Annotated in this window: 23 protein-coding genes; 5 read left to right on the top strand and 18 right to left on the bottom strand. The window is 68.0% G+C overall.

Annotated features, from left to right (window positions below; translation table 11 throughout):
* The first annotated feature begins 31 nt into the window (after positions 1–31).
* A complete protein-coding gene (gene secG, locus ON32_RS12640) occupies positions 32–265 on the top strand; it encodes a preprotein translocase subunit SecG (RefSeq protein WP_040791041.1) in 234 nt (77 codons plus the stop codon).
* A gap of 6 nt (positions 266–271) precedes the next feature.
* Here secG and ON32_RS12635 read toward each other — a convergent pair whose 3' ends face one another.
* On the bottom strand, positions 272–1,120 hold the full coding sequence (locus tag ON32_RS12635) for an SDR family NAD(P)-dependent oxidoreductase (RefSeq protein ID WP_040791040.1): 849 nt from the start codon (positions 1,118–1,120) through the stop codon (positions 272–274).
* Positions 1,121–1,174: 54 nt separating this feature from the next.
* On the opposite strand from ON32_RS12635, the gene ON32_RS12630 reads away from it, so the two are divergent.
* Positions 1,175–2,161, top strand: coding sequence for an alpha/beta fold hydrolase (locus tag ON32_RS12630; RefSeq protein ID WP_245550997.1), 987 nt, complete (start codon positions 1,175–1,177; stop codon positions 2,159–2,161).
* Between the two features lie 61 nt (positions 2,162–2,222).
* Here ON32_RS12630 and ON32_RS12625 read toward each other — a convergent pair whose 3' ends face one another.
* The 12 genes from ON32_RS12625 to tkt form a co-directional block, all read right to left on the bottom strand.
* The gene (locus tag ON32_RS12625) at positions 2,223–2,699 is read right to left on the bottom strand and encodes an SRPBCC family protein (RefSeq protein WP_040791038.1); all 477 of its coding nucleotides are present in this window, start codon (positions 2,697–2,699) and stop codon (positions 2,223–2,225) included.
* Positions 2,700–2,929: 230 nt separating this feature from the next.
* The gene (locus ON32_RS27080) at positions 2,930–3,325 is read right to left on the bottom strand and encodes a hypothetical protein (RefSeq protein ID WP_051133170.1); all 396 of its coding nucleotides are present in this window, start codon (positions 3,323–3,325) and stop codon (positions 2,930–2,932) included.
* 42 nt (positions 3,326–3,367) lie between these two features.
* Entirely contained in the window at positions 3,368–5,668 is a 2,301-nt protein-coding gene (locus tag ON32_RS12615) for a thiamine pyrophosphate-dependent enzyme (RefSeq protein ID WP_040791037.1), read from the bottom strand.
* 112 nt (positions 5,669–5,780) lie between these two features.
* On the bottom strand, positions 5,781–6,077 hold the full coding sequence (locus ON32_RS12610; protein ID WP_040791036.1) for a DUF3349 domain-containing protein: 297 nt from the start codon (positions 6,075–6,077) through the stop codon (positions 5,781–5,783).
* Positions 6,078–6,422 (bottom strand): DUF3349 domain-containing protein, encoded by a 345-nt coding sequence (locus ON32_RS12605; RefSeq protein ID WP_040791035.1) that lies wholly within the window; start codon positions 6,420–6,422, stop codon positions 6,078–6,080.
* Between the two features lie 4 nt (positions 6,423–6,426).
* Positions 6,427–6,711: a hypothetical protein gene (locus ON32_RS12600; RefSeq protein WP_245550996.1), complete on the bottom strand. Its 285-nt coding sequence runs from the start codon at positions 6,709–6,711 to the stop codon at positions 6,427–6,429.
* The gene (locus ON32_RS12595; protein ID WP_040791033.1) at positions 6,708–7,904 is read right to left on the bottom strand and encodes an inorganic phosphate transporter; all 1,197 of its coding nucleotides are present in this window, start codon (positions 7,902–7,904) and stop codon (positions 6,708–6,710) included. Before ON32_RS12595 ends, ON32_RS12600 begins: the two co-directional genes overlap by 4 nt.
* A 9-nt stretch (positions 7,905–7,913) precedes the next feature.
* The gene (gene pgl, locus ON32_RS12590; RefSeq protein WP_040791032.1) at positions 7,914–8,672 is read right to left on the bottom strand and encodes a 6-phosphogluconolactonase; all 759 of its coding nucleotides are present in this window, start codon (positions 8,670–8,672) and stop codon (positions 7,914–7,916) included.
* Positions 8,662–9,573: a glucose-6-phosphate dehydrogenase assembly protein OpcA gene (opcA, locus tag ON32_RS12585; protein WP_174361630.1), complete on the bottom strand. Its 912-nt coding sequence runs from the start codon at positions 9,571–9,573 to the stop codon at positions 8,662–8,664. The genes pgl and opcA overlap by 11 nt, the downstream gene beginning before the upstream one ends.
* The gene (gene zwf, locus ON32_RS12580; RefSeq protein ID WP_040791030.1) at positions 9,570–11,144 is read right to left on the bottom strand and encodes a glucose-6-phosphate dehydrogenase; all 1,575 of its coding nucleotides are present in this window, start codon (positions 11,142–11,144) and stop codon (positions 9,570–9,572) included. The genes opcA and zwf overlap by 4 nt, the downstream gene beginning before the upstream one ends.
* A 5-nt stretch (positions 11,145–11,149) precedes the next feature.
* On the bottom strand, positions 11,150–12,280 hold the full coding sequence (gene tal, locus ON32_RS12575) for a transaldolase (RefSeq protein WP_040791029.1): 1,131 nt from the start codon (positions 12,278–12,280) through the stop codon (positions 11,150–11,152).
* 6 nt (positions 12,281–12,286) lie between these two features.
* The gene (tkt, locus tag ON32_RS12570) at positions 12,287–14,434 is read right to left on the bottom strand and encodes a transketolase (RefSeq protein ID WP_040791265.1); all 2,148 of its coding nucleotides are present in this window, start codon (positions 14,432–14,434) and stop codon (positions 12,287–12,289) included.
* A gap of 569 nt (positions 14,435–15,003) precedes the next feature.
* On the opposite strand from tkt, the gene ON32_RS12565 reads away from it, so the two are divergent.
* Positions 15,004–15,927 carry a heme o synthase gene (locus ON32_RS12565; protein WP_245551021.1) on the top strand — a complete coding sequence of 308 codons (924 nt, stop codon included), beginning with the start codon at positions 15,004–15,006 and terminating at the stop codon, positions 15,925–15,927.
* Positions 15,928–15,995: 68 nt separating this feature from the next.
* Here the strand turns inward: ON32_RS12565 and ON32_RS12560 are convergent, their stop codons facing one another.
* A complete protein-coding gene (locus tag ON32_RS12560) occupies positions 15,996–16,970 on the bottom strand; it encodes a quinone oxidoreductase family protein (protein WP_040791027.1) in 975 nt (324 codons plus the stop codon).
* A 126-nt stretch (positions 16,971–17,096) separates the two neighbouring features.
* On the opposite strand from ON32_RS12560, the gene ON32_RS12555 reads away from it, so the two are divergent.
* A complete protein-coding gene (locus tag ON32_RS12555; protein WP_040791264.1) occupies positions 17,097–17,447 on the top strand; it encodes a hypothetical protein in 351 nt (116 codons plus the stop codon).
* A 198-nt stretch (positions 17,448–17,645) separates the two neighbouring features.
* Complete coding sequence (locus ON32_RS12550; protein WP_040791026.1) at positions 17,646–18,878, top strand: PucR family transcriptional regulator; 1,233 nt, start codon at positions 17,646–17,648, stop codon at positions 18,876–18,878.
* A 55-nt stretch (positions 18,879–18,933) separates the two neighbouring features.
* Here ON32_RS12550 and ON32_RS12545 read toward each other — a convergent pair whose 3' ends face one another.
* The 4 genes from ON32_RS12545 to mptB form a co-directional block, all read right to left on the bottom strand.
* Complete coding sequence (locus ON32_RS12545) at positions 18,934–19,902, bottom strand: COX15/CtaA family protein (protein WP_040791025.1); 969 nt, start codon at positions 19,900–19,902, stop codon at positions 18,934–18,936.
* A gap of 73 nt (positions 19,903–19,975) precedes the next feature.
* Positions 19,976–20,767, bottom strand: coding sequence for an ABC transporter permease (locus ON32_RS12540; protein ID WP_040791024.1), 792 nt, complete (start codon positions 20,765–20,767; stop codon positions 19,976–19,978).
* Complete coding sequence (locus tag ON32_RS12535) at positions 20,764–21,696, bottom strand: ABC transporter ATP-binding protein (RefSeq protein WP_040791023.1); 933 nt, start codon at positions 21,694–21,696, stop codon at positions 20,764–20,766. The genes ON32_RS12540 and ON32_RS12535 overlap by 4 nt, the downstream gene beginning before the upstream one ends.
* Complete coding sequence (mptB, locus tag ON32_RS12530; protein WP_373284297.1) at positions 21,693–23,438, bottom strand: polyprenol phosphomannose-dependent alpha 1,6 mannosyltransferase MptB; 1,746 nt, start codon at positions 23,436–23,438, stop codon at positions 21,693–21,695. The genes ON32_RS12535 and mptB overlap by 4 nt, the downstream gene beginning before the upstream one ends.
* Positions 23,439–23,621 lie beyond the last annotated feature (183 nt).

Raw genomic sequence — 23,621 nt, 5'->3', positions numbered from 1 at the left:
CGGGCCGTGCCCGCCGCATACACTGTCGGCCATGCGGATGTTCCTGGATATCCTCCTGATCATCACCAGCGTGCTGCTGGTGCTGCTGGTGCTGCTGCACCGGGCCAAGGGCGGAGGCCTGTCCAGTCTGTTCGGCGGCGGGATGCAGTCCAGCCTGTCGGGGTCGACCGTCGCGGAGAAGAACCTCAACCGCATCACCGTGTTCACGGGGATCGTCTGGTTGATCGCCATTCTCGGTATCGGTCTGGAGATCAAGTTCTCCTGACGCCGCTCAGTCGTGACGGGGAACCCGTCCGTCCACATCGGTGAATCCGTAGTCCGCGGCCAGGTCGGCGACCCGCCAGGACCGCCCCGACCGCCGTTGTCTGTCCCGGTCGGCGGCCAGCGCCACCACCGCCCGGCCGGTGAACCGCGGGGTTTCCGCCTCCGCCAGGTCGAAGGTGCCCTCGCCGGGTAGTGTCACCAGCCGCCTGCCCTCCGCATCGGCCGGCACCATTCGGAGTAGTTCGGTATCCACCAGGCCCGGCCACAGGGAGACCACGGCTACCCCGGATTCGGCCAGATCGTGTGCCATATCCGCGGTGAGGCGGTCCAATGCGGCCTTGGCCACCCCGTACACCACGTTGTGCATATAGCGTTGTGCGCCGGGGGAGGAGATATTGACGATCAGGCCGCCCGCCTCCCGGAGCAAGGGTACGGCGAACGCACTGGCCACATAATGTGACCGCACGCCGACGTCGAAGGTTTCGTCCCAGGCCGTGGGCGGGAACTCCCAGAACGGTTTGCCCAGCCAGCGGGCCGCCGCGGGGGAGTTGTAGACATTGTTCACCAGCACGTCGAGGGTGCCGTGTTCGTCGCGTATCCGCTCGAACAGGCGCGCGGTCGCGTCGTCGTCGCGGTGATCGCAGACGAAGGGGATACCGGCGCCGCCGAGCTCGTCGATCTGCGCCGCCGTCTCGTGCACCGTTCCGGGGAGCCGTCCCGGGATGGTCGATCGGCCGGTGACGTAGACGGTCGCGCCCGCCGCGCCGAGCTCCAGTGCGATGCCTTTGCCGACGCCTCGGCCGGCGCCGGTGACCACCGCGATCCGACCTTGCAGGGTATGGGGTATTCCGCTCACGTTCCCGGGACACTACCGTGAAACTGGAACGCGTTCTAGTGAATGGGAGGTCCGGTGGAGACGACACGCCGGTTCGTGCGGAACGAGGGAATTCGGATGTACCTCACCGAGCGGGGACAGGGACATCCGGTCGTCTTCTGCCACGGGTTTCCGCACACCGGATACATTTGGCATCGTCAACTGACCGCGGTTGCCGCGGCCGGGTACCGGGCCATCGCACCGGACCTGCGCGGATTCGGACGGACCGATGCCCCGACCGACCTCGACGACTACACCAATCGCGCCGTTGTCGGCGACCTGCTCGCCCTCCTCGACGATCTGGGGGAACAACGGGCAACCTTCGTCGGCGTGGACTTCGGCGCGGCGCTGATCTGGGAGCTGGCCTTCCGCGCACCCGAGCGGGTGAGCCGGTTGGTGGTGCTGAACAACCCGTTCACCCCGCGCCCACCACGGCCGCCGTCGTACTACTGGAATCGGATGGCCGAACGGCACTTCCTGCATCTGTCGTATTTCCTGGAACCCGGACCGGCCGATGCCGACCTGGCCGCTCGCCCCCGAGAATTCCTGGCCCGTGTCTACTACGCGCTCAGCGGGGACTACCACTACCTGGACACCTGGAAACACCCACCGGGGACCCGCTATCTCGACGCGCTCCCGGAAGCTCCTTCGCTGCCCTGGCCGTGGTTGTCCATCGCGGAATTCGACGTTCTGGCCGCGGAATACGAACGCACCGGGTTCACCGGCGGTTTGAACTGGTATCGGGTGCTGGACCGCAACTGGGAGCTGACCGCCGAATACACCGGCGCCGTACCCCGGGTGCCGATCCATTTCCTGTACGGCGAGAACGACCCCGATATGGAGGGTTTCAGCGGGCGGAACCCCCTGGACACCATGCGGGCCCTGCTGCCCGATCTCCGCGCGGTCGAGCGAGTACCCGGTGCGGGACATCTGGTGCATCTGGAACGTAGCGCCGAGGTGAACGACTTCTTATTACGCGCCCTGGCCGAACCGGCCGCCACATCGAGCGACGCCATCGCCTGACTGCGCGGCTCCTATTCGCCCAACGATGCGGGCCCACTTCGGGCGGGGTTTCCGGCTCGGGCTATCGGTACTCGGGGGCCAGATCGGGGTACGCCGGCCAATCCGGTACCGGCCGGCGTTCCAGATAGGCGGTGAACCGATCCAGCAGGAATTGCCAGCGTGGACCGATCGCAGCGGCGCGGGCCGAGGGTACATGCCGCCGTACCAGTTCGAGCGTGGTGACCACGCCCACCTGATTCAAGCGCAGCTCCAATAGCGCGGTATCGATCCGCGCCCGGAGCTCGTGCGGGGCGACGCACCGCTCGATCCGCACGTTCAACGGCACGGATACCGGCCCGTCGTGCGGAGGGTGGACGATCCGTTCGCTCCCGGAACCGGTCACCGTGCCGAACCAGTGCACCAACCGGCGGGGTTCGGTCGCGGCCGTCCACACCTCGAGTACCGGTTGCGGATACGAGCGCTGGTAGTGCAGCAGCACCCGATCGTCGGCACAGTCGTGCTCCGGACGCATCTCGCCCGACATGGACACCGCCGTCATGGCCGCACCTCCACCACAGGTCGCCGTTACTGTCCACAGTATTGCCCGGATCGCGTACCTCAACCGGTTTCCGTAGAGAACACCGTGCCCGTCCGTGGGCGCGCCGGTTACCGAGGCGTGGTGACCCGTGTCTCCTGCAGGTGATGCCGGTACAGGCGTTCGGCATCCGCCGCGGTGCGCCGAAACACCACCGGGCACAGCCGCGTCGAAGGTGTGGCCGTGCCCTCATGTCATTCCACATAGGTGTTAGCAATGATAGGTGGCAGCAATGATAGATGGCAGCAATGATAGGTGGCGGCAATGGTGGACAAGTCCACCGAGACGAGCCGAACGGCGTCGATCGGGATGGACAATGCAGGTTCGGCTCCACGTGCCCCGCCGAACGAGGAGATAACCTCCAACCGTTCGAGAACCGTCCCTGCCATACCGTGCAAACGGAAATCCGGGGTATGCGCCTCGGCGAACGACTCCAGTGAGGTTTCGGCGCTCCCGCGCAGCCGGGATTCGATGAATCGGTGTTGGCCGACGATTTCGGACTCGACGCGGCGCAGCATATCGCTGTCGGTCTCCGATATATCCGATATATCCGATATATCCGGTATACCCGGTATATCCGGTTCGGTCATGCGGTGAGCGTACGGTCGGGGCCATGCCACACCGCCGCGCCCTCAGCGGTCGGAGACGAGCTCGACCGCCGCGGTCTCGATCTCTTGCTCACCCAGCAGCACCGTTTCGGCGGCCGGGCCCAGCGGAACGAAACTGTCCACACTGGTGACCCGGGCGATACGGCCGGTGAATCCGGCGTCGACGAGGGCGGCGAGCACCGACTCCGACACTGCCCCACCCCGACGGGTTTCGTCGGCGACGAGGACCTTGCCCGTGGCCCGGGCATGGTGTAGCAGATCCGCCGTGGGGAGCGGAGACAACCAGCGCAGATCCAGGACCCGGGCGTCGATGCCGCGGTCGGCGAGCCGGCGGGCCACCCGCAGACTCATCGGCACCGAATTGGCGAAACCGACGATCGTCAGATCCGTACCGGCGCCGTAGACCCGCGCCCGTCCGATCGGTACGTGCTCGAGCGCGTCGAGCGACGCCGCCCACCGACCGTCATCGGGTTCGTACAGGTCCCGGGTGTGATAGAGGGCGATGGGTTCGAGGAGAACGCAGACCTGTCCGTCCACGCGGGCGGCCGAGACACAGGTGCGCAATACAGCGGCGGCATCGTCGGCGCGGGACGGCGAGGCCACCACGAGACCGGGGATGTCGCGCAGGGCGGCCACCGAGTTGTCGTTGTGGAAATGCCCGCCGAAACCTCGCTGGTAGGCATACCCGGCAATGCGGACCACCATGGGATTGCGGTAACGCCCCGCCGAGAAGAACGACAGCGTCGCCGCCTCACCGCGCAGTTGATCCAGGGCGTTGTGCACATAGGCCAGGTACTGGATCTCCGGGATCGGTACGAAACCGGCCAGCGCGGCGCCGAGGGCAGTGCCCAGGATGCTCTGTTCGTCGAGCAGGGTGTCGAATACCCGACGCGCCCCGAACCGCTGCCGCAGGCCCTTGGTCACCCCGTAGACACCGCCCTTGCGGGCTACGTCCTCACCGAAAACCAGCACATCGGGGTCACGGGCGAGCAATGCGGCCAGAGTGTGATTGATCGCCCGGGCCAGGGGCACCGGACCCGACGGGGGCACCACGGGGTCGGAAACGCCGGGGGCCGGGGTGCTGTCCTGCGCTCGTACCGAGGCACTCGTATCGGGGCGGGCGGTATCGGCCGCGGGGTGAGTGGTTCGTGGCCGCGCTTCGGGTGGAGAAACCGGGGTAGTCGAGCCGCCGCGTTCGAGGACATCCGCGCGTACCAGGTCCGGTCGGGCGGGGGCGAGTACGGCGGTGACGGCCTCGGCGGAGGCGAGTTTCGGTTCCCGCCCCACCTGTTCGGCGACCTCGGCGACCCGACGTGCGACGGCGTCGTACCGGGCGAGTACTTCGCCCGGGCCGCAGATACCGGTGGTGACCAACAGACGGGCGGTGGCGATCACCGGATCGCGTCGCAGATCGGCCGCGACGGCGGCCGGATCCCGGTAGGCGGTCTCCACATCGGAACCGGCGTGCCCGAACAGTCGCACGGTGCGCAGCCGCAGGAATGCCGGACGGCGGTGGGCGCGAACCCAGTCGACCGCCGCGGTCGCGGCGGTCAGCGCGTCCGGGAGATCGCAGCCGTCGGCGGTGAAGAAACGCAGGCCGGGGCGGTGCCCGTATGCGGATTCGATCCAGTCGGGCGGGGTGGGCACGCTGATACCGAGGCCGTTGTCCTCGCACAGGAACAGGATCGGCATGGCGATCCCGAGGTGGGCGGTGTGCACCGCGGCATTGATGGCGCCCGTCGCGGTGGAATGGTTGGCCGAGGCATCGCCGAAACCGCACACCACCACCGAATCGGCAGGCCAGGGGCAGCGCACGCCGAGTCGGGTCGCCCGGTCGAGGGCGAACGCCAGCCCCATCGCCCGCGGTAGCTGCGAGGCGATGGTGGAGGTCGGCGGGATGATATTCGCCGCCGCGCTTCCGAACACCTTGTGCCTCCCCCCGGAGATCGGATCCGCCGCGGCGGCCACCACACCGAGCAGGACATCGCGCACCGGGTCCGTCCCACCCGCGCGCCGCACCCGCTGGACGAACAGTGCCCCCGACCGGTAGTGCGGAATCACCGGGTCGGTGATCCGGGTGGCCGCGGCCAGGGCCACGGTGCCTTCGTGCCCGGAGGAACCGATGCTGTAGTAGCCGGTGCCCGCCGCGCCGAGTCGACGCGCTGCCAGATCCAGCTGTCGGCTCACGACCTGGGATTCGAACAGCTCCAGACACATCCGTCCGGTGATCCCGGGCGCCAGTTCCCGATCGAGCGGGGCTGCGGGAGCCGGGCGCAGGGCCGCGATCTCGGCCCGGAATCGTCGATCGGCCTCGTGCGCGCTCATCGGACCATCACGGTGGTCAGCCTAAACGCGGTGGGCTCCATATCCGGGTCGTTCGACCGCTCGTCCCGGTCACGAACATTCGGGCCGCCGTGGCTGCGTCCGAGACGGGTGTTCACGGCCGACCGGACCCGGTCGGCCAGTCGGGTGGATCCAACCTCGACAGCACCCGCCGCAGATCCGCCTCGGTGGGCATCTCGTCGGTGACCTCGGTGATCATCACCTGGATATCCGTCCGGTCCACCGTGTGCCCGGGTGAGTTCAGCACCTCGGTCGCGATCTGTTCCACTTCGGCGTCGGTGAGCCTTCGTCGCAGCAAGGCGATCAGCGGTACGTAATCCGATTCCGGAATGCCCTCCGGATAGCCGCTGCGCAGCCAGTCGATCACCGTACGCAGCACCCGGGGCAGCATCTACCGTTCCTCGTCCGACAACTCGTCCGACGGTGCGGCCAGTGGCCAACCGCCGGCGGCCAGATGCGAGGCGACCCGCGCGATATCGTCCGCGCCGGGACGTTCCCGGGCCATCCGGTGCACCGCTGCCTCGATTTCGTCCCGGGTGATCTCTCGGTCCCCCCGATCCCGCACCAGTTGCTCGGCGATCGATACGACCTCCTGCTCGGTCAAATTCCGATGCAGTATCGCGAACAACGCGACGTAATCGGTCTGGGGCACCCCTTGGGGATAGCCGGCCCGCAGCCACGCGATGACCCGAGCGGGCCACCCCGGTCGCCGTTGTCGATCCGTGTTCTCGGCCATCGACTCAGGCCGGTCCGAACAGCCGGACGCCGAGTCGGTCGGCCAGGAACTCCCTGGCGATGTAGAGCACGCCTGCGACCGTCGCCGTCAGGACGGCCACCAGGCACAGGCAGGCACCCACCCACGCGCTCGGATTACGTCGCACCGAACCGTCCGGGCCGACCGCGGTGGTGGCCGACCAGCATCGAATGCCGAGTGCGAACAGCGCGGGTAGCCCGGCGCCCAGGATCAACCCGGCCAGGGTGACCTGCCACAGGGCCCGGGTATGCGACAACAGGGTGGACATCATGCCTCCTTCTCCGGGGCCGGCCGGACGGACGGCAATCGCCGGTCCGCTGGGGACGATCGAACTCGCGGTGCGGTATCGATGTTGTCGCCGGTGATCCGGTCGCGCAGCGAATGCCGGTAGATGAGTACGGCCAGGATCACGAGCAGGGCGAACACCACCGTAATCCCGAGCAGTCCGCCGATGAAGTGTCCCAGCGCCCAGCAGATGGCCCCGGTGATCCCGGCCGCCGGGAGGGTCAGCAGCCACGCCACCGCCATCCGGCCCATGACCCCCCACCGCACTTCCGCGCCCCGGCCCAGACCGGTGCCGAGAATCGCGCCGCTGACGGTCTGGGTCGTCGAGAGCGGGAGGCCGAAATGTGCGGAGGTCAGAATGATCGCCGCCGAGGCCGATTCCGCTGCCAGGCCCTGGGGTGAGTCGATTTCCACCAGCCCGGTGCCGAGGGTGCGGATGATCCGCCAACCGCCGAGATAGGTACCGGCCGCGATCGCGACCGCACAGGCGGCCATCACCCACAGCGGCATCTCCGAATCGGCATCGAGGCTCCCGTGCGCGACCAGGGCCAGGAAGATCACCCCCATCGTCTTCTGTGCGTCGTTGGTGCCGTGCGACAGCGCGACCAGGGATGCCGTTCCGATCTGCCCCCAGCGGAATCCGGCACTCACCTTGGCGGGGTCGGACCCGCGAGTGAGTCGATAGACCGACCAGGTGCCGAGGGCGGACACCAGCGCCGCCACGATCGGCGAGACCAGCGCGGGCAACACGATCGTGGCGAGCACCCCGCCATCGGCCCCGGACCAGACCACCCCGTGCCACCCGAGTGCGGCAAGGCCGGCGCCGATCAACCCCCCGAACAGCGCATGCGAGGAGCTGGACGGTAACCCGACCAGCCAGGTGAGCAGATTCCAGAGGATTCCGCCGACCAGTCCGGCGTAGACGATGAGCAGCAACTCTCGACCGGAGACCTCGTCCAGCCGGACTATTCCCTCGGCCACCGTCGCGGCCACGGCGACCGACAGGAAAGCGCCCACCAGGTTCAAGGCGGCGGCCAGTCCCACCGCGGTCTTGGGCCGGAGCGCGCCGGTGGCGATGGAGGTGGCCATCGCATTGGCGGTGTCGTGAAACCCGTTGGTGAAATCGAAAGCCAATGCCGTGACGACGACGATCAGCAGAACGATCAACTCGACTGTCACGGCCGCCGACTATCGCCGCAGACTCGAGGCGGCCTCCGCGTCGAGCAACCAGGTGGTGGATTCCGTGCCGTGGGCACCGGCGGCCGGGACCTCCACCGGATCGGCGCCACCGACGGCGGCGGCGACGGCATCCGCCTTGTTGGCGCCGGAGACGATGAGTACGACGTGTCGGGTCCGGTGAACAGCGGGCAGGGTCAAGGTGATCCGGACCGGTGGCGGTTTGGGGGAATCGGTGACCGCGACGACAAGTTCGTGTCCCTCACGCACCGCGTCGGAATGCGGGAACAGCGAATTGATATGGCTGTCCGGGCCCATACCGAGCAGATGCAGATCGAAGGCGCCGTGTTCGGTCAGATACGCCCGTACCGTCGCGGCGTATTCGCCGGCGGCCTCCACCGGATCGGGGTATTCGCTATCGGAGGTGGCGACGGTGTGCACCCGGGCCGGGTCCAGCGGAACGTGGTCGAGCAGCGCCTTACGGGCCTGCAATTCGTTGCGGTCGGGATCGCCGGCGGGCACGAACCGCTCATCACCCCAGAAGATGTCGAGCCGGGACCAATCGATATCGCCCGGGGCCTCCCGGACCCGCTCGAGCAGCGCGATTCCGGTGCCACCGCCGGTCAATACCACCGACGCGGAGCCGCGTTCGGCCTGGGCGGCCACCACCACCCCGACGAACCGGGCCGCCGCGGCCGCGAGCAGTGCGTCGGTGTCGGAGTGGACCTCCACGGTGTCGGCGGGAAACTCGGAGTCGGTACTACCCGTCATAGCGCACCCTTTCGATTCCGGCCAATGCCTCGGCATAGATCTCGTCCGCGTCCAGTCTGCGCAGTTCCTCGGCCAGGCAATCCCGGGTTCCCCGCCGTGCCAGGGCGATTCTTTGCACGGGTTCGCCGGTGCGGGTCAGGGTCGCGGTCACCCCCTTCTGCGGGCGGGCGATCGCGATCGACACCGTGGGGCGGTGCAATTCCACCCGCAGATCCCCGGTACGACGGTGTACCGGGCAGTCGAGTCGCGAGGCCAGCCATCCGGCGAGCATATCCAGCGCCGGTTCCTCCCGGAGGCCCGACACCACCGCCGACTCCACCGGTTCGTACGGCGGTTCGTCCATGGCGGCGGCCAGCAGCGCCCGCCAGTAGGTGATTCGACTCCACGCCAGATCGGTGTCGCCGAGCGCGTAGGAACCGTGCCGCTGTTTGATCGCCGCCTGCGGATCGGGGGCGAAAGTGGCGTCGGTGATGCGGCGGGTCGCCAGCCGACCCACCGAATCCTGCGAGGGGAACGCAGGCGCGCCGCGCGGCCACCACGCGACCACCGGGGTGTCGGGGAGCAGGAACGGGATGACCACACTGCTTTCGTGGCTGATCAACTCGCCCTGGAGTCGCAGCACGATGACCTCGGCGGCGCCCGCGTCACCGCCGACTCGGATCTGGGCATCCAGTCGGGTGGGCGCCGACCGGTCACCGCGCGCCAGCACGACCACCCGGCACGGATGTTCGCGACTGGCCTCGTTGGCGGCCTCGATGGCGTCCTCGGCCTCGGAGCTGTCCAGGGTGCACACCACCAGGGTCAGGACCCGCCCCATGGTGATGACACCATTGCTCTCCCGCAGCTGTACCAGGCGTTTGGTCACCGCTCTGGTGGTGGTGTCGGGCATATCGACGATCATGGACGCCGCCATTCCCGGCCGGTGCGGGCCAGCATCTCCGCGGCCGAGTCCGGGCCCCAGGTGCCCGCCGCATACTGTTCGGGTTTGCCGTTGGTCGCCCAGTGCTCGAGCACCGGATCGAGGATGCGCCAGGACAATTCGACCTCCTTGTCCACCGGGAACAACGAGGGCTCACCCAGCAACACATCCAGGATCAGCCGCTCATAGGCCTCCGGCGAGGATTCGGTGAACGATTCGCCATAGCTGAAATCCATGTTCACATCGCGTACTTCCATCCCGGAACCGGGCACCTTCGAGCCGAACCGCATGGTGATGCCCTCATCCGGCTGTACCCGGATGACGAGCGCGTTCTCCCCGAGCTCTGCGGTCATGGTGCGGTCGAACGGCAGATGCGGGGCCCGTTTGAACACCACCGCGATCTCGGTCACCCGACGCCCGAGGCGTTTTCCGGTGCGCAGATAGAACGGCACCCCCGCCCACCGTCGCGTATTGACCTCGAGGGTTATCGCGGCATAGGTCTCGGTACGCGAATCCGGGTCGAAACCCTCCTCGTCCAGCAGGCCGACGACCCGTTCACCACCCTGCCAACCCGCCGAATACTGGCCGCGCGCGGTGGTCTCGTCCAAGGGCTCGACCAGGGTGGTCGCCGAGAGCACCTTGATCTTCTCCAACTGCATCTGCCGCGGTTCGAAGCTGATCGGCTCCTCCATGGCGGTGAGCGCCAGTAGTTGCAGCAGATGGTTCTGGATCACATCCCGGGCGGCGCCGATACCGTCGTAGTAGCCGGCGCGGCCGCCGAGCCCGATGTCCTCGGCCATGGTGATCTGTACATGGTCGACGTAGTTGGCATTCCAGATCGGGTCGAACAGTTGATTGGCGAATCGCAGCGCCAGAATGTTCTGCACCGTCTCCTTGCCGAGGTAGTGGTCGATGCGGAAGACGGTTTCCTCCGGAAACACCCGGTTGACCAGGGCGTTGAGTTCGCGCGCGCTGGCCAGGTCGTGTCCGAACGGTTTCTCGATCACCACCCGTCGCCAGGGGGAACGCCCATGGGCGGTCGAGACGGAGGTCCTCGCGGCCAGGCCGTGCCGGGCGAGCTGATCCAGGACCACCGGAAAGGTGTCCGGTGGAATCGACAGGTAGAAGGCGTGGTTCCCGCCGGTGCCCCGCTCGATATCCAACTGTGCCAAGGTGCGTGTCAACCGGGCGAATGCGGCATCGTCGTCGAACGTGCCCTGGACGAAGCGGAACCCCTCCGCCAGGTGGTCCCAGACCTCCTGCCGGAACGGAGTACGGGCGTGTGCTTCGACGGCGTCGCGCACGATCGCCGCGAAGTCCTCGTTCGCCATATCACGGCGGGCGAAGCCGACCAGGGCGAAACCCGGGGGCAACAGCCCCCGGTTCGCCAGGTCATAGATGGCCGGCATCAGTTTCCGTCGGGACAGATCACCGGTGACGCCGAAGATCACCATGCTGCACGGTCCCGCGATGCGCGGTACCCGTTTGTCCCGTTCGTCCCGCAGCGGGTTGCGCCACCGGGGTGTGGCCGCGTGGTCCGCGAGGCCGGCCATCGGGCTCAGTTACCCCCTCCGCCACGCAGTTCGGCGGCCGTGGCGGACAGCAGTTCCTCCCACGACTTCTCGAACTTCTCCACGCCCTCGCGCTCGAGCACCGCGAAGACATCGTCGAGGTCGATACCGACCTCCGTCAGCTCGTCGAATACCCGACGCGCCTCCTCTGCGGTCCCGGAGACGGTGTCACCGCGCACCTCGCCGTGGTCGGCGACGGCCTCCAGGGTTTTCTCCGGCAGTGTGTTCACCGTGTTCGGGGCCACGAGTTCGGTGACGTACAGGGTGTCCGGGTAGTCCGGGTTCTTCACCCCGGTCGATGCCCACAGCGGCCGCTGCCGATTGGCGCCGGCCGCGGCCAGATGCCGGTAGGTCGAGGTGTGGGCCCCGCCGTCGAAGACATCCTGGTATTCGGCGTAGGCCAGGCGGGCGTTGGCGAGCGCGGCCTTACCCCGCAGGGCCAGCGCCTCCGGGGTGCCGATGGCCTCCAGTCGCTTGTCGACCTCGGTGTCCACCCGGGACACGAAGAACGACGCCACGGAGTGGATCCGGGCCAGATCGTGGCCGGCGATCTTGGCCTTGCGCAGCCCGTCCAGGTAGGCGCCCATGACGGCGCGGTAGCGCTGCACCGAGAAGATCAGCGTGACATTGACGCTGATGCCCTGTTCGATCACCGAGCCGATCGCGGGCAGACCCGCCTCGGTGGCCGGGATCTTGATGAACAGGTTGGGTCGGTCGACGATCTTCCACAGTTCGATCGCTTGGGCCACAGTGGCCTCGGTATCGAACGCCAGTCGGGGATCGACCTCGATGGAGACCCGCCCGTCCACGCCGCCGGTGCGGTCGAACACCTCGGCCAGCACATCGCAGGCCGCGCGGACGTCATCGGTGGTGATGGTGCGGACCGCGGCCTCGGCGTCGCTGCCCTGCGCGGCCAGCGCCCGCACCTGTTCGTCGTAGGCGTGTCCTTTGCTGAGCGCGCCCTGGAAGATCGTCGGATTGGTGGTGACCCCCACGACGCCGCGAGTGGCGATCAGCTCGGCCAGTTGACCGGATTCGATCCGGTCCCGGGACAGATCGTCCAACCACACCGATACACCTGCCGCCGCCAGGGCGGCGATGTTCGCGTTCTGTGTCATGTTCCGTTACCCCTTCACGTTGTCGAGCGTGCGCTGCGCGGCGGCCACCACCGCTTCCTCGGTGAAACCGAACTCGCGGAACAGGGTCTGGTAGTCGGCCGAGGCACCGAAGTGCTCGATGGACACGATCTCGCCCGCGTCGCCGGTGAACCGATGCCACGGCATGGCGATACCGGCCTCGACGACCACCCGCGCGGCGACCGCAGGCGGCAGCACCTCGTCGCGGTAGGCCTTGTCCTGCGCGTCGAACCACTCCACACACGGCATCGAGACCACTCGGGTACCGATACCCTGTGCCTCCAGCGTAGTGCGGGCGGCCACGGCGATCTGCAACTCCGAACCGGTCCCGATCAGGATGACCTGCGGGATACCGGTGGACGCCTCGGCCAGGATGTATCCACCCCGGGACACACCTTCGTAGGCGTCGGCCGTGCCCTCCAGCACCGGCAGGTTCTGCCGGGTCAGCGCCAGCGCCGCCGGGCCACCGGTGCCCACCGCCTCGGCGGAGACATACGGCGAATTGTGGGTGCCGCTGTGCTTCTCGATCACGGCGCGCCAGGCGTGGGAGGTCTCGTTGGCGTCGCCCGGCCGGACCACGCTCAGGTTGGGAATGGCGCGCAGGGCCGCCAGATGTTCGATCGGCTGGTGGGTGGGGCCATCCTCGCCGAGGCCGATCGAATCGTGGGTCCAGACATAGGTGACGGGCACCCGCATGAGTGCCGCCAGACGGACCGCGGGGCGCATGTAGTCGCTGAACACCAGGAAGGTGCCGCCGTAGGGACGGGTGGGGCCGTGCAGCACGATGCCGTTGAGGATCGCGCCCATGGCGTGCTCGCGCACACCGAAGTGCAGGGTGCGCCCGTATGGGTGGGCCTTCCACATACCGGTGGAGATCTCCTCCGGACCGAAGCTCGCCGATTCCGGGATGGTGGTGTTGTTGGATTCGGCGAGGTCGGCCGAACCGCCCCACAGTTCGGGCAGGGTCGGGCCGAGCGCGGAGAGCACTTTCGCCGACGCCTTACGGGTGGCCAGGCCCTTGGGGTCCGGCTCCCAGGTGGGCAGTCCGTCGGTCCAGCCCTCCGGCAATCGGCCGGTGTAGAGCCGGTCGAACAGAGCTTTGGCCTCCGGGGCGCGCTGCGCCCACGCCTCGAATTCGATGCTCCAGGCCGCGTGGGTCCGGGCACCGCGTTCGACCGCCTTGCGGGTGTGCGCGATGACGTCGTCGTCGACCTGGAAGGTCTGTTCGGGGTCGAAGCCCAGCGCTCGTTTGACGGCCGCCACCTCGTCGTCGCCGAGCGCGGCGCCGTGCGCGGCACCGGTGTTCATCTTGTTCGGCGCCGGGTAGCCGATCACGGTGCGCAGCAGGATCAGCGACGGTTTCTCGGTTTCGGCCTTGGCCGCGGCCAGCGCCGCCTCGATCGCGACGATGTCCTCACCGCCCTCCACGACCTGCACGTGCCAGCCGTAGGCCCGATAACGGGCGGCCACGTCCTCGGTGAAGGCGATGGTGGTGTCGTCCTCGATGGAGATCTTGTTGTCGTCGTAGATCACCACCAGGTTGCCCAGCCGCTGGGTGCCCGCGATCGAGGACGCCTCGGAGGTGACGCCCTCCTCCATGTCGCCGTCGGAGGCGACCACATAGATGTGGTGGTCGAAGGGGCTGGTGCCCGGCGCGGCGTCCGGGTCGAACAGGCCGCGTTCCCGTCGGGCGGCCATGGCCATACCGACCGCGGAGGCCAGGCCCTGACCCAGCGGACCGGTGGTGATCTCCACACCCTTGGTGTGCCGGTACTCCGGGTGCCCCGGGGTGAGCGAGCCCCACTGGCGCAGGTTCTTCAGATCGTCCAGTTCGAGACCGAAACCGGCCAGGTAGAGCTGGATGTAGAGGGTGAGGCTGGAATGTCCGCAGGAGAGCACGAATCGGTCGCGCCCCACCCATTCCGGGTCGGCGGGGTCGTGTCGCATGGTGCGCTGGAACAGGGTGTAGGCCAGCGGGGCCAGGCTCATGGCCGTGCCCGGGTGGCCGTTACCCGCTTTCTGTACCGCGTCGGCGGCGAGCACCCGGGCCGTGTCGACCGCCTTGGTATCCAGCTCCGTCCAGTCGTCCGGGTGGTTCGGCTGAGTGAGGGCGCGGATGTCGTCTGTCACTGACACGACGGGGATTCTCCTGACATTGAGTGCGTCGACTGTGGTGGGCAGGGCGGTGAATGGCGCGGCGACCACCGCGACGGTGCCGCGTACCCCATACCCTAGAGGACACGCCCCGCTATCGATCCGGCGACGGACCCGTGCGCGGCCCGGGTGCGCGGGAAGGTGCGCGCGGGGTGCCGCGCCGGCCGATGGTTCGTCCGGTTCGTCCTGTTTTCGCTCGCTCGGATCACGAGGTCGCCGGCCCGGCCGGCCGATATGACGGAAACGCCGTGCGCCGGCCCGGCTCGGCGGATCAGGGGAAGTGGAGTAATCCGGAACACGAGGGGCGCGGGACGGACCGTGGCCGGCGGGGGTCTACCATCGTCTGTAGTAGTGGCCGCGCCGCAGCCGCGCGCTGCTCGTTCCCAGCCGGACGTGGTGCGCAGCTGCCTCCGGCTCCGGCCCGGCGCGGCTGTGGGTGGATCGGCATCCGGCTGCGCCCGTTCGACAGCGTGCGAGGAGAAACAGTGCGGATCGGTCAACAACCGGGAGTCGGCAGCGCCCACGATTCCGCGCCGGCACTCGGAGACCGGATCACCGGCGGCGGGATAGCGGCCCGATCCCTACGGCGCGCATCGGCTTATATCGCGCTCACCAAACCGCGGGTGATCGAACTGCTGTTGGTGGCAACCATCCCGACCATGCTGTTGGCCGACCGGGGTCATGTCGATATCCGACTCGTACTGGCCACCCTTTTCGGCGGTTGGATGGGCGCGGCCAGCGCCAACACCCTCAATTGTGTCGCCGACGCCGATATCGACAAGGTGATGCGGCGTACCGCCAAACGCCCGCTGGCGCGTGAGGCCGTACCCACCTCGCACGCCTTCGTGTTCGGGGTGCTGCTCGGGGTGGCGTCGTTCGCCTGGCTGTGGTGGCAGGCGAATCTGCTGAGCGGGGCGTTGGTGGTGGCCACCATCCTGTTCTACGTCTTCGTCTACACCCTGGGGCTCAAACGCCGCACCGCGCAGAATGTGGTGTGGGGTGGGGCTGCGGGATGTATGCCGGCCCTGGTCGGCTGGGCCGCGGTCACCGGGACCGTCGGGTGGCCCGCGCTGGCGCTGTTCGGGGTGATCTTCTTCTGGACCCCACCGCACACCTGGGCCTTGGCCATGCGTTACAAGGAGGACTACCGTGCGGCCGGGGTGCCGATGCTGCCGGTGGTGGCCACCGAACAGACGGTGACCAGGCAGATCGTCGTCTACACCTGGCTCACCGTGCTGACCACCCTGGCCCTGGTGCCCGCTGCCGGGGTGATCTACGCGGCCGTGGCGTTGGTGGCGGGCGTCTGGTTCCTGTTGATGGCGCATCAGCTCTACGCCGGGGTGCGGCGCGGTGAATCGGTGAAGCCGTTGCGGCTGTTTCTACAGTCCAACAATTACCTGGCGGTGGTGTTCTGCGGTCTGGCCGTGGACTCGGTACTGGGGTGGACCACCATCGGTGAGGTTCTGTTCGGCTGATTCCCTCGTCCGGCAGATGTCCGCCGGTTCGGGTCGCCCGACCCGAGCGACCCGACGGCTCCGCTTCGTCAGGGCAGCAGGACGATGGATCCAGTGGTCCGACGGCCCTCGAGATCGCGGTGGGCTCGTTCCGCCTCGGCCAGGGGATAGGTCGCGCCGATGCGGACGGTCAGCGATCCATCGGCGATGGCGGCCAGAATATCGCCGGCCCGCCACTTCAGCTCATCACGCGTTCGCGTGTAGTGCACAAGGGTGGGGCGGGTGACGAAAACCGAACCGGCCGCGTTCAGTCGTTGCAGATCCACCGGCGGAACCGGACCGCCCGCCGCGCCGAACAGCGCCAGCATGCCCCGCACCCGCAGCGAGGCGAGACTGTGGTCGAAGGTCGGGGCGCCCACCCCGTCATAGGCGGCGGCCACACCCTCCCCGTCGGTGAGCGCGCGGACCCGGTCGGCCAGATCGTCGCCGTAGCGCAACACCTCCCAAGCGCCCGCGCTCCGCGACAGGGTCTCCTTCTCGTCTGTGGACACGGTGGTGATCACCCGGACCCCGCGCGCGGCCGCCCACTGGGTGAGCAGCAGTCCCACGCCACCGGCGCCCGCATGGACCAATATCGTCTCGCCGGGCTCGGGTTTGTACACCGATTCGAGGAGGTAGTGCGCGGTCATCCCCTGGAGCAGGGCGGAGGCCGCGACAGGCGCGTCGATTCGTTCCTCGCCCTCGGGCACCGCCACCGCCACGGCCTCGTCCACCGCGACCCGGGACGCATAGCTGCCCGGGGCGTTCGCCCAGGCCACTCGATCACCCACCGCGAACTCGCCGACCTCGTCGCCGACCTCGACGACCACCCCGGTGCCCTCCTGGCCGGCGATATAGGGGAGTGGACGCGAGTAGGCGCCGGTGCGGAAATACGTATCGATGTAGTTGACGCCGATGGCCTCGGTCTCGACCAGGAGTTGTGCCGGTCCGATCCGTGGGTCGGGAAGCTCGGTGTATTCCAGGACCTCGGGACCGCCGTGTTCGGATACTTGGATGGCGCGCATGGGTCTGTTCTACACCGGCCCGATGTAAGGCCGGTCGCGACGCGACAGCGCGTCCGTTCCCGTGGTCCGGGCACCGCCGGGCACGGTATGGACGACGCGTTCCTACTCATCGGTAAACTCGCCGGTATGAGTACAGATACCGCTACCCCCACCGTCGCCGCGCCGAAGTCCGTCGTGGACTCGGTGCGAGGATTCGTCGCCGAACACGGCGGCTCGGCGACCGCCGTGCTCCAGCCGGTCGGTCGGCAGGGGGTGCGCGTCACGCTGGTCGGAGACGATGGTGTTCTCGGCGATCGGATGGTCGCCGATCTCGATGTGGCCCGGGCCCTGGTCGACTCCGTCGACGGTCTCACTGCCACCGAGGAGTGGGATCGGGATCTGAGCTCGCGGGCCACCCCGCGGACCGGTCACTGGGCCAAGATGGCGGGTTGGGTGGCCAGGCAGACCCGATTCCCGCGCGCCCGTAACGAGAAGTAGGCCGGGATCGTCGGTGGTGATACCACCGCCGTGTCGCGGTGCCGCCGGGAGTCGGCGGATATTGTGTGTTCTCATATCGCGCCGAGCGCGTCACCGGTGGCGGGTACAGTTTCCAACAAAACCTACTGGCGAGTAATAGGTTCGCGATAACGTGGCTCCGAGATCAACCCTCCGGAGTAGGGAACAGGAGGAGCCGATATGACGGTCACAGGTCAGACTCGTCCCGGACTCAGGGTGTCCGGCCGTCCCATTTCGACCCATCTGCGGGACGTTTCGAGCCTGTCCCAGCAGATGGTCGGTCATTTCGTCGAGAATGTCGCCCCCTGCGGCACCCTGCCCGGAGACGCCCTGCAGGAAGATGTCACCGCGGTGACGCGTATCTGCCTCGAGATCGTCCTCAGTCATCTGGACGGTCGGGAACTGCCGGAGAAGATCGAGCGGGTACGTGAGGCGGCGGCCGAATGGGCGCGTGAGGGTATTCCGATCGACACCATCAACCACGCCATTCACGAAGGCTTCAAACTCGGCTTCGACCGGATCCTGTCGAATGCGAGCCCGGCGGATTCGGCCACCCTGATCGCCACCGCCCGGCGTCTGTTGGAGATCCTCGACACCCTCACCTCCGCGGTGGCGGTGTCCTATGTGAGCGAACACCGCATGGTGGTCGGTGAACATCACACCGCCGTCCATACCCTCACCTCGGCGCTGCTCGGCGGACACAGCACCTCCACCATGGCGCGGGAATGCGGGATCGAGATCGCCGAGTCCTATCAGGTGCTGGCCTTGGCCATACCGCCGCATCCGGACGAATCGGCCCCCGATGTGGACGGGCGCATCGTGGCCCGCCGCAAACTGCGCCGGGTGCAGGCGGAACTGGCCAGACGCTGCGGTGACCGGGTGTTGTCACTGCTCAGCGTGGACGGCGGCACCCTATTGCTGCCCGCCGACGCCTTCCCCGACGACACGCTCGACGCATTGGTGGCGGCGCTGTCGGAGGCGGCCCGGGTGCCGATCACCGCCACCGTGGTGGCCGCCGGCCCGGCCGAGATCCCGAACGCGACCGATCAGGCGCACGAACTCCTCGACACGGTGCAGCAATTCGTCGGCGGCGGAGGATTGCATCGTTTCGCCGATCTGGCGCTGGAGTTCCAGATCACCCGTCCCGGGCCGGCCCGCGAGCATCTCAGCGCGATTCTCGACCCACTCGACGATCATCCGGAGCTACTGGAAACTCTCCGGCGGCATATTGCCAACAACTTCAATCGGCAGCGCACGGCCCGACTGATGCATATGCACACCAACACCCTCGACTACCGCCTCAAACGGGTGCGGGTATTGACCGGTTTCGATCCGACGGTGCCGTCGGGGTTGTGGTACCTGACCTCGGCCCTGGTGGCCCGAAGCTACCGCACGCGGCCGGAATCGGCCTGAGCGACGGTCCGGACCGTCGTCCTCGGGCGGGCCGGACCGTCGAGGATTCGGCCGGTCACCACGCGGTGGCTTCGGCGGTGGTCACCGGTACCGTCTCCCGGGTGCGCAGCGCGGCCCACAGGGTGGCGGTAGCGGCGGTGCACAGCGCCGCTCCGCCCACGTGGACGACGACCAGAACGGCGGGCACATCGGTGAAGTACTGGACCACACCGACCAGTGCCTGAGCGGCCACCAGGCCGAGCAACACGAACAGACGTTTGCGAACGGGTACGGTCATACCGACCGCATACAGGCCGAAGGCCAGCCCGATCAGCAGCGCCAGATAACCCACCAGCAGTTGGCTGTGCAGGTGCACCAGCGGCACGATCTCCACCTCGAGGCGTTGTACCGGTCGGTCGATGCTCTTGTCCCCGGCGTGCGGTCCCGCTCCGGTCACCAGGGTGCCCGCCACCAACACCGCGGCCAGCGCGACTCCGGCGAGCGCGGTGAGCCATCGCAGCGGCGCGGGCGCGCGCACCGTTTCGACCCCGTCATCGGGTGCGGCGACCTTCGCATACATCACCGCGGACACCCACACCATGAGCATGGAGGCCAGTAGATGGATGGCGACCGTCCACCACAGTAGCCCGGACAGTACGGTGATACCGCCGATCACCGCCTGGAGTACGGTGCCACCCGGCATGAGCCACGCGTACACCAGGACTTCGCGACGCCGCCGCGCCCGGGTGACGGCCAGGACGATCAGCGCCGCGCACAGGGTGACCACGAACGTCAGCATCCGGTTGCCGAACTCCACGGCCTGGTGCACCACGGCGACTTCGGACACCCCGACGGGGGTGAAACTGCCGGGGAAGCACTGCGGCCAGGTGGGGCAGCCGAGCCCGGAGGAGGTGACGCGCACGATGGCACCGGTGACGGCGATCCCGGCCTGGGAGGCCACCACCGCCGCCGCGAGCCACAGTTGGACGCGGCGGGAGGGCATCGGCAGTCGGTCGACAAGTCGCAGAAATGCGCGATAGAGCACGGTTGGATGGTAGTCGGCGGCCGAATGCGGCCCGCAGCCGGACTACTACAACTCGTCGTTGCCGACGGAGAGGTCAGTCGAAGCGGAAGAATCTGGTTGCGAGCAGCCCCGCCCCCGCGCCCCACACCACCAGCACCACCACGCCGAACCAGTCGACACCGCCGTCCATTGCGTACTCCAATGCCACCGCGAGGGCACCGGAGGGAACCAGTCGCACCACGGTCTGCACCGCCGCGTGTGGATCCTCGGTGGCGAAGACGACACTCGCCACGCCCAGCATGACGAACCAGAGAATATTCGCCAGCGCCAGGACGACCTCGGCCTTGAGCGTTCCGCCGAGTAGCAGGCCCATGGCCGCGAAGGTGGACGTGCCCAGCACGATCAGCAGCGCCCCCAGCACCAGCCCGAACGGACTCGGCCGCCAGCCCAGCGCCATCCCGATCGCGCCCAGGATCATCGCCTGCAGCACCACGACCAGCAACACGGCCCCGCTTTTACCCGCCACGATCCCCCAGCGCGGCAGCGGTGTGGCGCCCAGTCGTTTCAACGCCCCGTATCGACGGTCGAAACCGACGGCAATGGCCTGCCCGGTGAAGGCCGTGGACATGACCGCCACCATCATCACCGCGGGCACGATCCGGTCCACCCGATGGTCGCCCATATCCCCGAACGGCAGCAGACTGAGCCCGACCAGCAAGGTGATCGGAATGAACATGGTCAGCAGCAGCTGTTCCCCGTTGCGCAGCAACAGCAGCAGATCCAGTCGGGTCTGCGCAAACAGCATCGCGGCGCGGCCGTTGGGCCGGGGCGCGGGGGCGAAGGTCCCCGGCGCGAAGCGATTGGCGGTGATATCCGGTTTCGTCATGTGCGCAGATCCCGTCCGGTCAACTCCAGGAACACATCCTCCAGCCGCCGCTGATCGATCCGGATATCGGTGGCCAGGACGTTCACCCGCGCGCACCATGCCGTCACGGTGGCCAGCACCTGCGGATTGATCTCACCTTCCACCAGGTAGGAGCCGGGACTCACCTCGCGTGGGGCGAACCCCTCCGGCAACGCTCGCTCCAACAGCGTCAGATCCAGGCGCGGCGGGGCCGAGAACCGCAGTTGACCGGCCGCGCCGTGCGCCGTCACCTCGGCGGGGGTGCCGGAGGCCACGATCCGGCCGTGATCGATGATGACCAACTGGTCGGCCAGCTCCTCGGCCTCGTCCATCAGATGAGTGGTGAGCAGGACGGTCACCCCATCCCGGCGCAGCGCGTCGATCAGCTCCCACACCATGATCCGCGCCTGGGCGTCCATCCCGGCGGTGGGTTCGTCGAGGAAGACGATCTCGGGTCGCCCCACCAGCGCGCAGGCCAGGGACAGACGCTGTTGCTGGCCGCCGGAGAGGCGGCGGTAGGGGGTGCGACGGTTGTCGGCGAGGCCGAGGGTGCGCAACAACCAGTCGGGATCCAATGGATCGGCCGAATAGGAGGCGACCAACTCCAGCATCTCCCCGGCCCGCGCGCCCGGATACGCCCCACCGCCCTGCAGCATCACCCCGATCCGGGGACGCAACCGTTCCGAATCCGCGATCGGATCCAGTCCCAGCACCCGCACCCGGCCGCTGTCGGGGGCGACGAAGCCCTCGCACATCTCGACGGTGGTGGTCTTACCGGCGCCGTTCGGGCCCAGCAGCGCGAATACCTGCGCGGGTTCGACGGTGAATTCGATGCCGTCCACCGCCGTGGTGTCGCCGAAGCGTTTGACGACGCAGTCCACCTGTACGGCGGGGTCGCGGGTTGCGCTCACGATGTGACACGGTAGGCCGTGGGCGGTTGTGAGGAAGCCGACACCCCCTGCTGCTCCCGCCACGGCAGAGAGTTTCGGGTGAGCACCAGGAACAACACCGCGACCACGATGGTGGCGATGGCCGCCCCGACGATCTGGAACACCTCGAGATCGGCGCCGCGCGGCATGAGGATCACGCTCACCACCGCGGAGAACGCGACCGCGGGCACCCGGAACGCCGGCCTGGTGGCCCAGGCGGCCAGCGGCACGATGGCCCACAGTAGATACCACGGCTGCACCACCGGGAACAGCAGCACGATGGCACCCAGTGAGACGCCGAGCGCTCCCACCGGATGCAGGCGTCCGGTCCAGGTGGCGACCAGCATACGCGCCGTGATGACCGCGGCCACCGCCGCGGCGATCGGTCGGGTGATGCTCAACAGTGCCGTGGTGTGGTCGCCGAGTCCGAGCAGTACGCCGCCGAAACCGGTGATGATGCCGAGCGCGGTCGGCAACGACATCCAGCTGCGCACCGCATTGGCGGTGCCGAGGGTGTGTATCCAGCCGAAACCGAGTCCGCTCGCCGTGCTCACCAGCAAGGTCGTCAGGGCCGCGACGGCGCCCAGGAGCACGGCCGCCGAACACAGCGCGCGCAGGCCGTTGCCCCAGCGTTTGGCCAGTGCCATGCCGACGAATCCCAGGGCGATGATCGAGGTGATCTTGATCGATGAGGACAGGCTGATGGTGACGGCCCCGCCGATCAGCAGTAGGAGGCCACGGGTGTCCAGAGGTGGTGGCGTGGCAGCGTCGGCGGCACCGTGAACGGCGCGCAGTGAGAACTCCAGACCGGCCAGCATCAGTCCGAGCATCAAGGCGTCGTTGTGCACCCCGCCGACGAGGTGGAACAACACCAGGGGATTGGCCGCACCCAGCCACAGCGCGCTCACCGGCGCCACCCCGCAGCGCACCGACAGTCGGGGTAATGCCCAGACGATCAATGCCACCCCGGCCAGCGCCAGCAGGCGGTGCACCCAGACCCCGACCACGATGTTCTCGCCGGTGAGATGGGCGATACCGCGCCCCACCCACAGGAACAGCGGCCCATACGGGGCCGGGGTGTCACGCCAGATGGTGGGGACGTTGTTGGTGAGCACATTGTCTATGCCCAGACCCGCTACGGGACCTTCCTTGTACGGATCGATACCGCGTGCGGCGATCTCGCTCTGCGCCAGGTACGAGTAGACGTCGTTGCTGAACATAGGGGGTGCCACGCTGAGCGGGATGATCCACAGCAGCAGGGTGCGGTCCAACTGGACCCGGGACAGCCGATGCACCGGAACCCCACCGATCCCGCCGACCGCGAACCGGCCGAGCAGCAACCAGGCCAACACCACGGTCACCGTGCCGACCATGCACATGGCCAGCGATCCGGTATGCGCGCGGGCGAAGATCCCCAGCACCCGCATACCGGAGGTGGGGTTCTGGTGGACCGGTTGGGCGCCGATCCCGAGCGCGCTGATGGCCATGAGAACGGTGCCGGTGGCACCCATCAATCGGATGCGGTTGAGCTGGGTCAACTCCCGATGGTCGAGGCCGGGGACCTCGGACTCGTCGCGGTGCAGGACCGCGACCGTGTGTTCGGTGGCCGGCACGTCCAATCCGAGGACGCGTCGTCCCAGTGTCTGTGCCTGCCGACCCAGCCGCACCGCGGTGCGGCGCACCGTCGCGGGCCGTCCCGGCCGCGCGCCTTCCCCTACTGCCACGGTCAGGCAGCCTAGTAGGCCCGACCGGCCGGAGGATGGCCTCGGAGCAGGATGAGCTCGGCGCAGGAGGGAAACAGTGGTGGGGGTGATTTGTTTCACTCCGGTCGGTCACGGTTCGGTGCGCCCTGCGTTTTTCGATGAAACCGGTGGTAGAGGCGGTGCGACGCAGCAGTTCGTGCGACG

The organism is Nocardia paucivorans NBRC 100373, from assembly GCF_000308675.1.
In the GTDB taxonomy this organism is placed as follows: Bacteria; Actinomycetota; Actinomycetes; order Mycobacteriales; family Mycobacteriaceae; genus Nocardia; species Nocardia paucivorans.
The sequence above is the reverse complement of the archived record's forward strand: the minus strand, read 5'-3'. Positions and strand labels throughout refer to the sequence as shown.